This window comes from Pseudomonas sp. JS425 (genome assembly GCF_018223845.1).
In the GTDB taxonomy this organism is placed as follows: domain Bacteria; phylum Pseudomonadota; class Gammaproteobacteria; order Pseudomonadales; family Pseudomonadaceae; genus Aquipseudomonas; species Aquipseudomonas asiatica.
Genome location: NZ_CP073661.1, coordinates 4,555,042 through 4,568,704, shown reverse-complemented (window position 1 = coordinate 4,568,704; position 13,663 = coordinate 4,555,042). Strand labels below are relative to the sequence as shown.

General features: G+C 59.3%; 11 protein-coding genes and 5 tRNA genes. 13 read left to right on the top strand and 3 right to left on the bottom strand.

Features of this window, described 5'->3' with window-relative positions:
• The first annotated feature begins 9 nt into the window (after positions 1 to 9).
• On the top strand, positions 10 to 1,017 hold the full coding sequence (gene astE / locus KDB76_RS21190) for a succinylglutamate desuccinylase (protein WP_013973648.1): 1,008 nt from the start codon (positions 10 to 12) through the stop codon (positions 1,015 to 1,017).
• Positions 1,018 to 1,038: 21 nt separating this feature from the next.
• Here the strand turns inward: astE and KDB76_RS21185 are convergent, their stop codons facing one another.
• Positions 1,039 to 2,319, bottom strand: a complete 1,281-nt coding sequence (locus KDB76_RS21185) for a M91 family zinc metallopeptidase (RefSeq protein ID WP_038410066.1) — start codon at positions 2,317 to 2,319, stop codon at positions 1,039 to 1,041.
• Positions 2,320 to 2,584: 265 nt separating this feature from the next.
• Between KDB76_RS21185 and alaS the strand changes: the two genes are divergently transcribed.
• The 8 genes from alaS (at position 2,585) to mgtE (ending at position 9,586) form a co-directional block, all read left to right on the top strand.
• A complete protein-coding gene (gene alaS, locus KDB76_RS21180; protein ID WP_015271263.1) occupies positions 2,585 to 5,209 on the top strand; it encodes an alanine--tRNA ligase in 2,625 nt (874 codons plus the stop codon).
• A gap of 245 nt (positions 5,210 to 5,454) precedes the next feature.
• A complete protein-coding gene (locus KDB76_RS21175; protein ID WP_013973645.1) occupies positions 5,455 to 6,690 on the top strand; it encodes an aspartate kinase in 1,236 nt (411 codons plus the stop codon).
• Between the two features lie 165 nt (positions 6,691 to 6,855).
• Positions 6,856 to 7,044 carry a carbon storage regulator CsrA gene (csrA, locus tag KDB76_RS21170; protein WP_003254503.1) on the top strand — a complete coding sequence of 63 codons (189 nt, stop codon included), beginning with the start codon at positions 6,856 to 6,858 and terminating at the stop codon, positions 7,042 to 7,044.
• A 71-nt stretch (positions 7,045 to 7,115) separates the two neighbouring features.
• A tRNA-Ser gene (locus KDB76_RS21165) sits at positions 7,116 to 7,206 on the top strand.
• A 106-nt stretch (positions 7,207 to 7,312) separates the two neighbouring features.
• Positions 7,313 to 7,389 (top strand) — tRNA-Arg (locus KDB76_RS21160).
• Positions 7,390 to 7,460: 71 nt separating this feature from the next.
• A tRNA-Arg gene (locus KDB76_RS21155) sits at positions 7,461 to 7,537 on the top strand.
• Between the two features lie 72 nt (positions 7,538 to 7,609).
• A tRNA-Arg gene (locus KDB76_RS21150) sits at positions 7,610 to 7,686 on the top strand.
• Positions 7,687 to 8,143: 457 nt separating this feature from the next.
• A complete protein-coding gene (gene mgtE / locus KDB76_RS21145) occupies positions 8,144 to 9,586 on the top strand; it encodes a magnesium transporter (RefSeq protein WP_015271262.1) in 1,443 nt (480 codons plus the stop codon).
• Between the two features lie 81 nt (positions 9,587 to 9,667).
• Here mgtE and KDB76_RS21140 read toward each other — a convergent pair whose 3' ends face one another.
• Complete coding sequence (locus tag KDB76_RS21140; RefSeq protein WP_015271261.1) at positions 9,668 to 9,994, bottom strand: Arc family DNA-binding protein; 327 nt, start codon at positions 9,992 to 9,994, stop codon at positions 9,668 to 9,670.
• A gap of 344 nt (positions 9,995 to 10,338) precedes the next feature.
• On the opposite strand from KDB76_RS21140, the gene phnN reads away from it, so the two are divergent.
• From phnN to KDB76_RS21120, 4 genes are all read left to right on the top strand, one after another.
• Positions 10,339 to 10,932, top strand: coding sequence for a phosphonate metabolism protein/1,5-bisphosphokinase (PRPP-forming) PhnN (gene phnN / locus KDB76_RS21135; protein ID WP_038410065.1), 594 nt, complete (start codon positions 10,339 to 10,341; stop codon positions 10,930 to 10,932).
• 259 nt (positions 10,933 to 11,191) lie between these two features.
• Positions 11,192 to 11,266: transfer RNA gene (locus KDB76_RS21130), tRNA-Arg, on the top strand.
• 257 nt (positions 11,267 to 11,523) lie between these two features.
• On the top strand, positions 11,524 to 12,375 hold the full coding sequence (locus tag KDB76_RS21125) for a DUF2971 domain-containing protein (RefSeq protein ID WP_212632188.1): 852 nt from the start codon (positions 11,524 to 11,526) through the stop codon (positions 12,373 to 12,375).
• A 571-nt stretch (positions 12,376 to 12,946) separates the two neighbouring features.
• Complete coding sequence (locus KDB76_RS21120) at positions 12,947 to 13,177, top strand: hypothetical protein (protein ID WP_212632187.1); 231 nt, start codon at positions 12,947 to 12,949, stop codon at positions 13,175 to 13,177.
• A 29-nt stretch (positions 13,178 to 13,206) separates the two neighbouring features.
• On the opposite strand, the gene KDB76_RS21115 is transcribed toward KDB76_RS21120, so the two are convergent.
• A complete protein-coding gene (locus tag KDB76_RS21115) occupies positions 13,207 to 13,452 on the bottom strand; it encodes a helix-turn-helix transcriptional regulator (RefSeq protein WP_212632186.1) in 246 nt (81 codons plus the stop codon).
• Positions 13,453 to 13,663 lie beyond the last annotated feature (211 nt).

The window sequence follows — 13,663 nt, the reverse complement described above, 5'->3', positions numbered from 1 at the left end:
GAAGTACCTATGCTCGCCCTTGGCAAATTGCTTGAGCTGACCCTCACCGATCACGAACCGGCCGAGAAGACCCAAGTGACACCCAAGGGCGCGCGTTTGCGCTGGCTGGGGGAGGGCGCGCTCGAAGTGCGCCCGGCCGAAAACGAGGATTGCGGGCTGGACCTGCTGCTGTCCGCCGGCATCCACGGCAACGAAACGGCGCCGATCGAGTTGCTCGAGCGGCTGCTGCATGGCGTGGCCAACGGCAAGATCAAACCCAAGGCCCGGGTGCTGTTCCTGTTCGGCAACCCGGCAGCCATCCGCAAGGGCGAGCGCTTTATCGAGCAGGACATCAACCGCCTGTTCAACGGCCGCCACGAGCTGTCCAGTGGCTTCGAGGCATTGCGTGCCGCCGAGCTGGAACAGTTCGCCCGGGTATTCTTCAGCAAGCCGGGGCGCAACCGCCTGCACTACGACTTGCATACCGCCATCCGCGGCTCGAAGATCGAGCAGTTCGCCTTGTACCCTTATAAAGAGGGGCGCAAGCATTCCCGTCGCGAGCTGGCACGCCTGGCGGCGGCGGGCATGGAGGCGGTGTTGTTGCAGAGCAAGTCTTCCATCACTTTCAGCGCCTTCACCTACGAGCAGTTGGAGGCCGAAGCCTTCACCCTGGAGTTGGGAAAGGCCCGCCCGTTCGGCCAGAACGAGGAGGTCAACCTCGACAAGCTGGAGGAGCGGCTGATCAGCATCATCGAAAACACCGAGCCCGAAGGCGAAGGCTCGCTGGATGGCCTGCAGCTGTTCAGCGTTTCCCGCGAGATCATCAAGCACAGCGACAGCTTCCACCTGCACTTGCCGGCGGACATCGAGAATTTCTCCGAGCTGAGCAAGGGCTACTTGCTGGCCGAGGACCTGGCCGAGACGCGTTGGGTGGTCGAGGAGGAGGGCGCGCGCATCATCTTCCCCAACCCCAAGGTCAAGAATGGCCTCAGGGCGGGGATTCTGATCGTTCCCGACTCCGGCCAGCGATTAGGCTGAGCTGGCCCCGATAGCCTGGGTTCACGGCTGTGTGCGCAGCTCCAGTTGCAACGCCTGACGCAGCCCGTTTTCAGTGAAGGCGGGTGGGTTGGTGTTCAGGGCGGTGCTGCCGCCGAATGTGAACCTGCAATCGGTGGGCAAGCCGATGCTCTGTAGCAGCAGGTTGTCCACCGGATAGGCGCCGTTTTTGCCTTGAACCTCGGTCTGGCCCGGAAACACGGTGCCTGACATCGAGTTCCAACCTTGGCACAGGCAGCGGTACAGGTCGAGTAGTGGCAGTTGCGCAGCGGTCGACCAGCCTGGGTTGTATGCCAGTGTGCCGCCGCTGTAGCCCCAGCTACTCTGGTTTTCGTCGATGATGAAGTGGCCTTCGTCTTCATCTTCTTCGTGGTCGCTGGGTGTATAGGTCGTGAATTGGTGTCTGGCTGCTTCGATCACGCTGATCGGGGCTCCGGACTGCCCGGCCTTTTTATCCAGGGCCGCCAGTAGCGCCTGGCCGCAGGGTAGTTTGCGCAGCAGTTCCAGCGCATCCTCTGCCGCTTGCCTGAATTGGTCGCTACCCGTCACTTGCACGCCGATATTGCCCAGAGCCTGATGTTCGGCCATCACGGGTCGGGCCAGTCGTGCATCGTTTTCGGCATTGCGGTAGAGCTCGACCCTGGATGACTCGCGGCCAAGCAGGCGGTGCCCCGTGACGTTGACAACCGCGTCGCCCTTGTCGATGAGTACCGGGCCGCTACCGACCACAATCTGGTGCGTGCCGGTATGGGCGTCGATGTGGACGATACCTGCGCCGGTCTCGATCCTGTTGCCGGTCCCTATCATGTCGATCAGCACCGTCTTCTTCACCTCCGGGGCTATGACCACGTGGTGATTGCCATCGGTGAGGCGAATGGCAATGGCTTGGGCGGTATGCGCGGGGACCATGAATACCGCATCGTTGATGGTAACTTCCAGCAGGCATTCGCGCGGGGCGATACGTACGCGCTTTTGCTGTTCATTCGCGCGCAGCGCACGCGGGGCCACGTTGAAGACCAGCAACTCGCTGTTCGGGGTGCTGCGGCGATAGCGCCGGCCCAATGGATAGGCGCGTTCGAGGGTGATTCGCACATTTTCGTCGGCCTGGATGTACTTGACCTCGGTCTGCTGCCGAGGGTTGTCTTCGTTATTGTCGAAGGCGGTTTGCGAGTGGCCGGGTTCCCGGGCGTCGATGTAGTAGATCGGTCTCGGGTTGGCCTGCATGATGCCGTGGGGTAGCGGATGCGGGTCCGAGTGGAGTTTGGATATGTTCAGCTCAGGCATGGAGTGCTCCGGCAGCGAGGGTGGGCCGGCAGGATCCCGTTCCACTGCCCGGGTCAGGTGTTGCTTATGTACCGCATGGGTGGGCCCGCAGGTCTGCTTTTCCGCCCTGGCCGTGCTAATGAACGGCTTTTCATCCGCCGATTGCTGTTCTGGTGTACAAACACACTGTATCTCCCGTTCAGGCTGGATATAATGGCGCCCTTTGCCGTCGTTTCGTCGATTCGACGTATTAGCCCAAACGGCCGCCGTTTCCGTGGAAGAACCTATGAAAAGCGCAGAAATCCGTGAAGCCTTCCTTCGCTTCTTCGAAGAGCAGGGACATACCCGAGTCGCCTCCAGTTCGCTGATCCCGAACAACGACCCGACCCTGCTGTTCACCAATGCCGGCATGAACCAGTTCAAGGACTGCTTCCTCGGTGCGGAGAAGCGTGCCTACACGCGTGCCGTCAGCAGCCAGAAGTGCGTGCGCGCAGGCGGCAAGCACAACGACCTGGAAAACGTCGGTTACACCGCGCGTCACCACACCTTCTTCGAAATGCTGGGCAACTTCAGCTTCGGTGACTACTTCAAGCGCGACGCGATCACTTTCGCCTGGACCTTCCTGACTTCGGAAAAATGGCTGAACCTGCCCAAGGAAAAGCTCTGGGTCACCGTCTACGCCACTGACGACGAAGCCTACGATATCTGGACCAAGGAAGTCGGCGTGCCGGCCGAGCGCATGGTGCGCATCGGCGACAACAAGGGCGCCCCGTACGCTTCCGACAACTTCTGGACCATGGGCGACACCGGCCCATGCGGCCCGTGCACCGAGATCTTCTACGACCACGGCCCGGACATCTGGGGCGGCCCGCCCGGCTCGCCGGAAGAAGACGGCGATCGCTACATCGAGATCTGGAACAACGTCTTCATGCAGTTCAACCGCACCGCCGACGGCGTGCTGCACCCGCTGCCAGCGCCGTCTGTGGACACCGGCATGGGCCTGGAGCGCGTCAGCGCCGTGCTGCAGCACGTGCACTCGAACTACGAGATCGACCTGTTCCAGAACCTGCTGTCGGCCGCGGCCAAGGCCATCGGTTGCAGCAATGAGGGCCAAGCCTCGCTGAAAGTGGTCGCCGACCACATCCGTTCGTGCGGCTTCCTGATCGCCGACGGCGTGCTGCCGTCCAACGAAGGCCGTGGCTACGTGCTGCGCCGCATCATTCGCCGCGCCTGCCGCCACGGTAACAAGCTGGGCGCCAAAGGCAGCTTCTTCTACCAGATCGTTGCCGCGCTGGTCGCTGAAATGGGCGAGGCCTTCCCGGAACTGAACAGCCAGCAGGCGCACATCGAGCGCGTGCTCAAGGCTGAAGAAGAACAGTTCGCCAAGACCCTGGAGCAGGGCCTGCGCATCCTCGAGCAGGACCTGGCCCAGCTCGAGGGTGATGTGGTGCCGGGCGACGTGGTGTTCAAGCTGTACGACACCTACGGCTTCCCGATGGACCTGACCGCCGACATCGCCCGTGAGCGCGAGCTGACCATCGACGAAGCCGGTTTCGAGCGCGAGATGGACGCCCAGCGTGAACGTGCCCGTTCCGCCAGCGCCTTCGGCATGGACTACAACAGCCTGGTCAAGGTCGACAGCGCCACCGAGTTCCTCGGCTACGAGGCCACCGAAGGCCAGGGCAAGATCATCGCCCTGTACAAGGACGGCCAGGCCGTCGACCAGCTGGGTGAAGGCGAGCAGGGCGTGGTCGTGCTCGACCGCACGCCGTTCTACGCCGAATCCGGTGGCCAGGTGGGTGACACCGGTTACCTGCAGGCTGGCGCTGCGCGCTTCGATGTGCGCGACACCACCAAGACCGGTGGTGCCTTCCTGCACCACGGCGTGGTTGCCAGCGGTGCGCTGGTGATCGGCTCCCCGGTCGAGGCCAAGGTCGATGCCGACGTGCAGCACGCCACCTCGCTGAACCACTCCGCCACCCACCTGCTGCACGAAGCGCTGCGCCAGGTACTGGGCGAACACGTACAGCAGAAAGGCTCGCTGGTCGACAGCCAGCGCCTGCGTTTCGACTTCAGCCACTTCGAGGCGGTGAAACCGGAGCAGATCAAGGCCCTGGAAGACATCGTCAACCGTGAAGTGCGCAAGAACACTGCGGTGGAAACCGAACTGACCGACATCGAAACCGCCAAGGCCAAGGGTGCCATGGCGTTGTTCGGCGAGAAGTACGGCGACACCGTGCGTGTGCTGAGCATGGGCGGCGATTTCTCGGTGGAGCTGTGCGGCGGTATCCACGCCAAGCGCACCGGTGACATCAGCCTGTTCAAGATCATCAGCGAAGGCGGCGTGGCCTCTGGCGTGCGCCGTATCGAAGCGGTCACCGGGGCTGCTGCGCTGGCCTACCTGAACGCTGCCGAAGAGCAGGTCAAGGAAGCCGCGCAGCTGGTGAAGGGTAACCGCGACAACCTGATCGACAAGCTGTCGGCTGTGCTCGAGCGCAACCGCCAGCTGGAGAAGCAGCTGGAACAGCTGCAGGCCAAGGCCGCCAGCGCCGCCGGGGATGATCTCTCCAACGCGGCCGTTGAGGTCAAGGGCGCCAAGGTGCTCGCCGCCCGCCTGGATGGACAGGACGGCAAGGCACTGCTGGCGCTGGTCGATCAGCTGAAGAACAAGCTCGGCCACGCAGTGATCCTGCTGGGCAGCGAGCATGAGGGCAAGGTTGTGCTGGTGGCCGGCGTGACCAAGGACCTCTCCAGCCAACTCAAGGCTGGCGATCTGATGAAACAAGCCGCTGCGGCGGTGGGTGGCAAGGGCGGTGGTCGTCCGGACATGGCTCAGGGTGGCGGCGTCGACGTCGCCGCACTGGACCAGGCCCTGGCGCTGGCCGTGCCATTCGCAGAGCAGGGACTTTGAGATGAGGGGGCCGGCGGTCTAGTGGCCTGTACGGCTAATTCTTGCGCTCAAATTCGAGTGCCAGGGTTTGCCGCGCAAGGCGCCGCGACGAGTCGTAGCCGGGCTACGGCGAGGAGTGGCAACGCAGCGAGGCGAATCCTGGTGCCGAATTTGGGTGCAAGAATTAGCCACACAGGCCACTCCCATCCGGCCTCTTCATGTTGGATTGTTTTTTGGGGCCCTGTATGGGCTGAGGCACCATTGAAATGGCGTTGATCGTACAGAAATTTGGCGGCACCTCTGTCGGTTCCATCGAGCGGATCGAGCAGGTAGCCGATAAGGTCAAGAAACACCGTGAAGCGGGTGACGACCTGGTGGTTGTGCTGTCGGCAATGAGCGGTGAAACCAATCGCCTGATCGACCTGGCCAAGCAGATCACCGATCAGCCGGTTCCGCGTGAACTGGACGTGATCGTGTCGACCGGTGAGCAGGTCACCATTGCCTTGCTGACCATGGCCTTGATCAAGCGCGGTGTGCCAGCGGTGTCCTACACCGGCAACCAGGTGCGCATTCTCACCGACAGCGCACACAACAAGGCGCGCATCCTGCAGATCGACGACCAGAAGATTCGTGCCGACCTCAAGGAAGGCCGCGTGGTCGTGGTAGCAGGCTTCCAGGGCGTCGACGAGCATGGCAGCATCACCACGCTTGGCCGTGGCGGCTCCGACACCACGGGTGTGGCCCTGGCGGCTGCGCTGAAGGCTGACGAGTGCCAGATCTACACCGACGTCGATGGCGTCTACACCACCGACCCGCGTGTTGTGCCGCAGGCCCAGCGCCTGGAGAAGATCACCTTCGAAGAGATGCTGGAAATGGCCAGCCTCGGTTCCAAGGTGCTGCAGATCCGTTCGGTGGAATTCGCCGGCAAGTACAACGTTCCGCTGCGCGTGCTGCACAGCTTCAAGGAGGGTCCGGGTACCCTCATTACCATTGATGAAGAGGAATCCATGGAACAGCCGATCATTTCCGGTATCGCCTTCAACCGTGATGAAGCCAAGCTGACCATTCGCGGCGTGCCGGACACCCCGGGCGTGGCCTTCAAGATCCTCGGCCCGATCAGTGCCTCGAACATCGAGGTCGACATGATCGTGCAGAACGTTGCCCACGATAACACCACCGACTTCACCTTCACCGTGCACCGCAACGAGTACGAGAAGGCGCAGAGCGTGCTGGAAAACACTGCCCGCGAAATCGGTGCCCGTGAAGTGATCGGCGACACCAAGATCGCCAAGGTCTCGATCGTCGGCGTCGGCATGCGTTCGCACGCTGGTGTTGCCAGCCGCATGTTCGAAGCCCTGGCCAAGGAGAGCATCAACATCCAGATGATCTCCACCTCCGAGATCAAGGTTTCGGTCGTGATCGAAGAGAAGTACCTGGAGCTGGCCGTACGCGCGCTGCACACCGCGTTCGAGCTTGACGCCCCGGCACGACAGAGCGAGTAATACGCTGCCTGGAAGGGCGCGGCTTGCCGCGCCCTTCGCGTTTCTGCTCGCCACGCAGGCCCGTCCTGCCCTGTGTGGCGATCAACCAGGCCCCGGTCGTCGTCCACGACCAGGCCGCGACACCCAAGACTGTTACCCCTGAATGTTTTGCGTAAGGAGAAAGCTATGTTGATTCTGACTCGTCGGTGCGCCGAGAGCCTGATCATTGGAGACGGCGAGATCACCGTGACGGTGCTCGGCGTAAAAGGCAACCAGGTGCGTATTGGCGTCAGCGCCCCGAAAGAAGTGGCTGTGCACCGCGAGGAAATCTACCTGCGGATCAAGAAAGAGAAGGACGAGGAGCCAAGCCTTTAATTTTTTTGAAGTTTTTTCAAAAAAAGGGTTGCAAACGAGGAAGAGCCTGTTTAATATTCGCCTCGTGTTGCGGTGAGGTGGCCGAGTGGCCGAAGGCGCTCCCCTGCTAAGGGAGTATACCTCATAAGGGTATCGGGGGTTCGAATCCCCCCTTCACCGCCATTATTCGCTTAGGGCGCTGTAAACGGTAAGAACGCTAAGTAGTTGATTTTAAACGAAAAAGTTCTTGCAAAAATGTTTCAGCGACCTATAATGCGCGGCAAGACACGGACTCATAGCTCAGCTGGATAGAGTACTCGGCTACGAACCGAGCGGTCGGAGGTTCGAATCCTCCTGAGTCCGCCACTTTTGAAGTGGCTTTGCTTGCAAGGCTGCTTCAATCAACCAGTGGTAATCTGGTCTAAAACTACCATCGCGGACTCATAGCTCAGCTGGATAGAGTACTCGGCTACGAACCGAGCGGTCGCAGGTTCGAATCCTGCTGAGTCCGCCACTTTTTGAAGTGGCTCTGCTTGCAAAGGCACTTCAACCAACCAGTGGTAATCTGGTCTAAAAATACCACCACGGACTCATAGCTCAGCTGGATAGAGTACTCGGCTACGAACCGAGCGGTCGGAGGTTCGAATCCTCCTGAGTCCGCCACACCAAATCAAGAAGCCCGCTCAATTGAGCGGGCTTTTTGTTTTTCTGCGCCAATGAATTGTTGCTGATGTCGATCTAAGCTCTTCTGTAATGATTGTGGTGCAGGTGCCGCGCTCTTCTGTGGGAGCGGCCTTGTGTCGCGATGGGGCGCGCAGCGGCCCCTAAATCGACCAGGCGCCACACTTCTGAAATGAATGTGCTTTCCCACCCATGACAACCGTCGCACTGATAGCTTCGAGCGTTGTCCCAGCTTTATCACGCAAACGATTGTTCTGGCCAAAAATTTTAAGCGATCTGACAGCTTTAGCAGTGTATGATTGCGCCCGTCAGCCCCGCCGGGGCTTGTGGAAAACCACCATGGACTTACCCAGTAGTTACTCGCTAACAAGATTCATACAGAAAGATCTGACCGATTGATTCTCCCGGCGTGCTCCGCTGCTGGGAGTGGAGTTCGCCTATGACTGAAGTAGAAGTAAAAAAAGCGCAGGAAAGCCTGCAGGACCGCCTGGCCCAGGTGGTCGAACTGCTGCAGCGCCAGCGCGTGGTAGAAGACCTGACCCATCGTCAGGAAGGCGCCCACCACGACCTGGTGGAAAACCTGGTCCACCGCCAGAACCTCGTCGAGCTGCAGCGCAAACTCGACGACCTGCACCCCGCCGACATCGCCTACATCCTCGAAGCCTTGCCCCTGGAAGACCGCCTGACGGTCTGGCAGCTGGTGCGCTCGGATCGCGATGGCGACATCCTGCTGGAAGTGTCCGACGCCGTGCGGCAATCGCTGATCGCCGACATGGACGATCACGAGCTGCTCGCCGCCGCCAAGGAAATGGACGCCGACGAGCTGGCGGACCTGGCTCCAGAGCTGCCGCGTGACGTTGTTCACGAGCTGATGGAAACCCTCGATGCCCAGCAACGCGAGCGCGTGCGTTCGGCGCTTAGCTACGACGAGGAGCAGGTTGGTGCGCTGATGGACTTCGAGATGGTCACCATCCGCGAAGACGTCAGCCTGGAAGTGGTGTTGCGCTACCTTCGCCGCCTGAAAGAGCTGCCGAACCACACCGATAAACTCTTCGTGGTCGACTATGACGGCATTCTCAAGGGCGTATTGCCGATCAAGCGCCTGCTGGTCAACGACCCGGAGAAGAAGGTGGCGGAGGTCATGGCGACCGATCCGGTCTCCTTCCACCCCGAGGAGGATGCCTATGATGCGGCGCAGGCCTTCGAGCGTTATGACCTGGTATCTGCGCCAGTTGTGGACAAGAACGAACGCCTGATCGGCCGCTTGACCATCGACGAAATGGTCGACCTGATTCGTGAAGAAAGCGAAAGCGAAGTGCTGAACATGGCCGGTTTGCGCGAGGAAGAAGACATCTTCGCCTCGGTCTGGCGTTCGCTGCGCAACCGCTGGGCCTGGTTGGCCATCAACCTGATTACCGCTTTCGTTGCCTCGCGAGTGATCGGCCTGTTCGAAGGTTCGATCGAGAAACTGGTGGCCCTGGCTGCGCTGATGCCGATCGTGGCGGGTATTGGTGGCAACTCCGGTAACCAGACCATCACCATGATCGTGCGCGCCATGGCGCTGGACCAGGTGTCGCCGGGCAACACCAGCCGCCTGATGCGCAAGGAGCTGGCGGTATCGCTGCTCAACGGCCTGATCTGGGGCGGGGTGATCGGTGCGGTGGCGTTCTGGCTGTATGGCAGCTGGTCGTTGGGCCTGGTGATGACTGCGGCGATGACCTTGAACCTGCTGTTGGCGGCCTTGATGGGGGTGTTGATCCCGATGACCCTGACACGCCTGGGGCGCGACCCGGCGATGGGCTCCAGCGTGATGATTACCGCGGTGACCGATAGTGGTGGGTTCTTCATCTTCCTCGGGCTGGCCACAGTGTTTCTGCTGTAACCCGCGGATCGCGTCTCTTGCAGAGACACCACCTACAAAAAAGCCAGCTTACGCTGGCTTTTTCATGTTCGGCTGCAAACCTCAGGAGGCGTCGGCAGCCATTTCCACATCGTGAGCGATGAGGGCCACCAGCGCGTTCTGCTGGCGATGCGACAGTTGGCGGAAGCGTTGCAGCAATTCGCGTTCATGCAGGGACAGTTCGGGGCTGTCCAGGCGCATGCTCAAATCGTCACCCAGCGCACCTTCCTGGATAAGGCTCTGTTCCAGGCGCGCGATGATTTCGGAGTTCATGCTGCGGTGATGGTTGCGCGCTACCTCGGCAATGCGCTCACGCATCCCGTCGGGCAGGCGGACGACGAACTTGTCAGCGGTGCGGCTCGAATAAATAGCCTGTTTCATTGGGCGCATATAAATTGACCAGATTTTGGTTCAGGGGAAGCGGTTCTCAAATTGGCCGCACGGGGTGGTAGTACGACCGTGGCGACGACTAAATGTTCAACCGTCTGTGAAAAATGGATGCTCATCTTGCCTCATGGTCGCCGTTTCCTTGGCGTCAATTCTGTGACAAATAGTGAGCCGGATAAAGGCTTTGTGCCAGTACCAATTATCAGAAATGAGTACTGGTTTGAAAAGTTTTACATGCACCGGCTTGCCCAATCGTCAGACTTTTGCCGTCAAAAACTGGTAAAACGCAGCAAAAGCCCGGGAAAGTCCATAGAATGTGCCGGTTCCCTCCATAGAGCATAGTGGCTATGCAACATGACGCAAGCGACCGCAAATCAGGCACAGGCCGGTTGATATATCTGGTAGGACCGTCGGGTTCCGGGAAAGATTCCCTGATTGACGCTTCCCGTGAGCGGCTGGCAGCCGCCGGGGTGGAAATTGCTCGTCGCGTCATTACCCGTTCGGCTGAAGCCAAGGGCGAAGCCGCCCATGGCGTAACGGCCGAACAGTTCGAAGCATTGCGAGCTCAGGGCGCGTTCGCCATGCATTGGCGCGCCAATGGGTTGGATTACGGCATTCCATTGCAGGTGGATCAGTGGCTGGCGGCGGGCAGGTCGGTGCTGGTGAATGGTTCGCGGGCTTATCTCGCCGAGGCGCGCCGGCGCTACCCGAACCTGTTGGCAGTGCTGGTCGAGGTCAGGCACGAGGTGCTGCGCGAGCGCCTGTTGGCGCGCGGCCGGGAAAGCGCAGAAGAAATCGAGCAGCGCCTGGCACGTAATGCACGCTTGCAGGCGCTGGCAGATCCGTCGCTGCATGTGCTGGACAACTCCACCACCCTGGAAACCGCGGTCACGGCATTGTTCACGCTGCTGCATGATGAAGGTGTGCTGCCGCAGGTGTAGCATTGGCAGAAAAGGATTACGCGAAAAAGCCCGCTTGAGGCATGACAAACGCCAGCATGCTGGTTAACATGCTGGCCGTCCTGCTGTGCAGCGTTCGCTGCCGGCACTTGCGTCTCAGTAGCTCAATTGGATAGAGCATCCCCCTCCTAAGGGCATGCGCAAGCTATTTATTTTGGACTGGCATTGGATGGCGACGATCGGTAGTATCTGCGTCGCTCAGAGGGGGTGAACCCCGATGAAGTCTGGGCTGAAGCACAACGTCCCTGTAGTTTAATGGATAGAACGGGGCCCTCCTAAGGCCTTGATGTGGGTTCGACTCCCGCCGGGGACGCCATCACCTAGTTACTACTACGGTAACTACTTCTTATCTGGTTAAAAAACGACCAGGCCAGCTAGGCGCCTCAGGCGTCTCCTATACACTCATCAGCGTAAATACTCCTCGCTTGTGAGGAAGCTCTCTCAGCGCAATGCGTCAGAACTCTGTGGCCGCAAGATGGTCCAGGAGAACGGATTGCGCCAAGGCCGCTCTCAGCGAGACGACAGCAAGCTGAGCCATTAAGATTACGCGATTCGCCGAGACAGGAGCTTCGCGTGACGATCCTTTACAAGTACTACAGCTGCGCTGGTGGTAAGGCTGCCCTCAGGAGCCAGAATCTAGGCTTCCGCAAGCCCGAGTTTTTCAATGATCCGTTCGAGCTAACAGCCCTGTCGAACAGCGTTGGCCCGGAAGGCAAGCAGGAAACGCTCAAGGCAAGAATTGATCAGCTCAAGGATCAGGTCGCCATTCTCTGCATGACACGCAGCGCGTTGAATCCCCTCATGTGGGCTCACTATGCAGACCAGCACCAGGGCTTGGTGATTGGATACGATGTGTCCGGGCCATTTCTTAATTCGCCCGACTACAACTTGATCACCGTTGACTCTGGAGACGTCTTGTACACCAGTACAAAGACGCCATTTGCTTTGAGCCCTGAGAGTATGGAGGCGCTGAACGCGGTGTACCAGCACGCTATGGGGTTCGAGTCAGTTGCCGCTGATCGTGCATTAGCCAGGCGCTTGTTCCTGACCAAGCACGCGAGCTGGGTGTACGAAGAGGAGGTCCGCATTGTCAAAAAGGTGATTGATTGGACGCGTACGGTTGAGGAGGACCAAGAGGATCCGCTTCGGTCCAATTACACGCTTACGCGACCTCTTGAGTCGCATGAAATGGGGGAGGCCAACGCCGAGCCTGGCTATCATGTCGCCACACTGAATGCGAATGCTGAAGGGTTGTATCTTTACCACCACAAGATGCCAATTCGTGAGGTCTACCTTGGGGCCCGGAGCACATTTATGGACGAGCCCGATTTTGCTGAGATTTTCCAACCCGATCGTCAGATATTCAAACTGGGTGTGAATCAGGCATCTTGGAGCTTCGAGCAGGAGCTACTAGCCCCGTTGTGATGTGCGGGCGATGTACGAACTGCTCTCCCTAATGCACTCTGCGATTTTCAGTGTGCGAGCAGATTACGGAGCCGGCGCTGCCGGAATGTTCCCAGTGCTGGTTGATGTTTGAGCTATGCCCTTTTTGAGTGGGGTCAGGAGGGTGTAGCCATGCAGAGCGCTATAGACAGGATTCTGGTGGCTGCGGAGTGAGCAGGATGCGAGAGGCTCTACAGCTTCGTTTAGCCGCGAGATTTAGCTTTGGTAACGTTATTTTTTTAGGTAACACGCGACTCGTTACCCAAAGAGAATGCGTTACACAGGGGGCGTCTCCAGATTGCAGATGGTGGGGCGGATGCACGCGACTACCATTTTTTGTCTTTGAATGCTGCTCGCTGCGGTTATTGCGACAGCCTGGAGGAAATCGGCATCGGTGGGACAGTGATCAAAGATGGCCGCTGTAGAGCCAGTGCTTCGGGGATTGAGGGCAGGCGCCGCCTGCATGGGCATGAACCAAATCGTGACCTAGTCAGGCGGCCTCAGCCCCGCGGTCTATGCTGGACTAAGGAAATAGAGGCAGGGGAGGGATCCCATGGCACAGTTTCATACGCAAATCTTCATTCCACAGCTCGCGAATATCGAGGCAGCGTTTCAGAGCTATCTCCGTGTGCTATCGGAGGTCAAAGCTGCTTTCGAGGGCGAAGTTAAGCCTGAAGACGTAGACCGCCTTCGTTTGAAAGCGGCAGAAGCAAGGGAGGCCTACCTCAACCAGCACCTGTGCCTTAGCATGCTGGTGCTAGCTCTGGTTCAACAGAGCGAATGAATCCTCTGCCTTCAGCAAAGTACCGGGCTCTAGAGATCTGCATCCAATAGGATGTCTGAGGTCCTACAGCCCAGGGCTGCTGCGATCCTGACGATATTCAGGAAGGTGACATTTCGTTCACCTCGCTCAATTTTTCCCATATGCGCCCTGTCAATCTGAGCCGAGTCCGCGAGAGCCTCTTGAGAGAGCTTCTGAAGCTTTCTTCGGGCCCTGATTGACGCGCCTAGCTGCTCTAGAGCCCCTGTGTTGTCTGATTTTGCTGAGATTCTTGCCATGCCGGAAAGGTGCCGGCTATGATGGCATTATGACCACGGCATTTACGACCCATTTCGTGGTGTGTCCATGTCGACAAGTGGTCATGGTGGAGGGGAGGCCATTGCGTCACCTCCGGAATTTTGCGTCTCGGCGGAGCAGAGTGGCTAAGAGACCTCCTAGATAGATAGCTCCCTAAGAAATGTCGCACTCGCACTTATTGGTATTAGGACA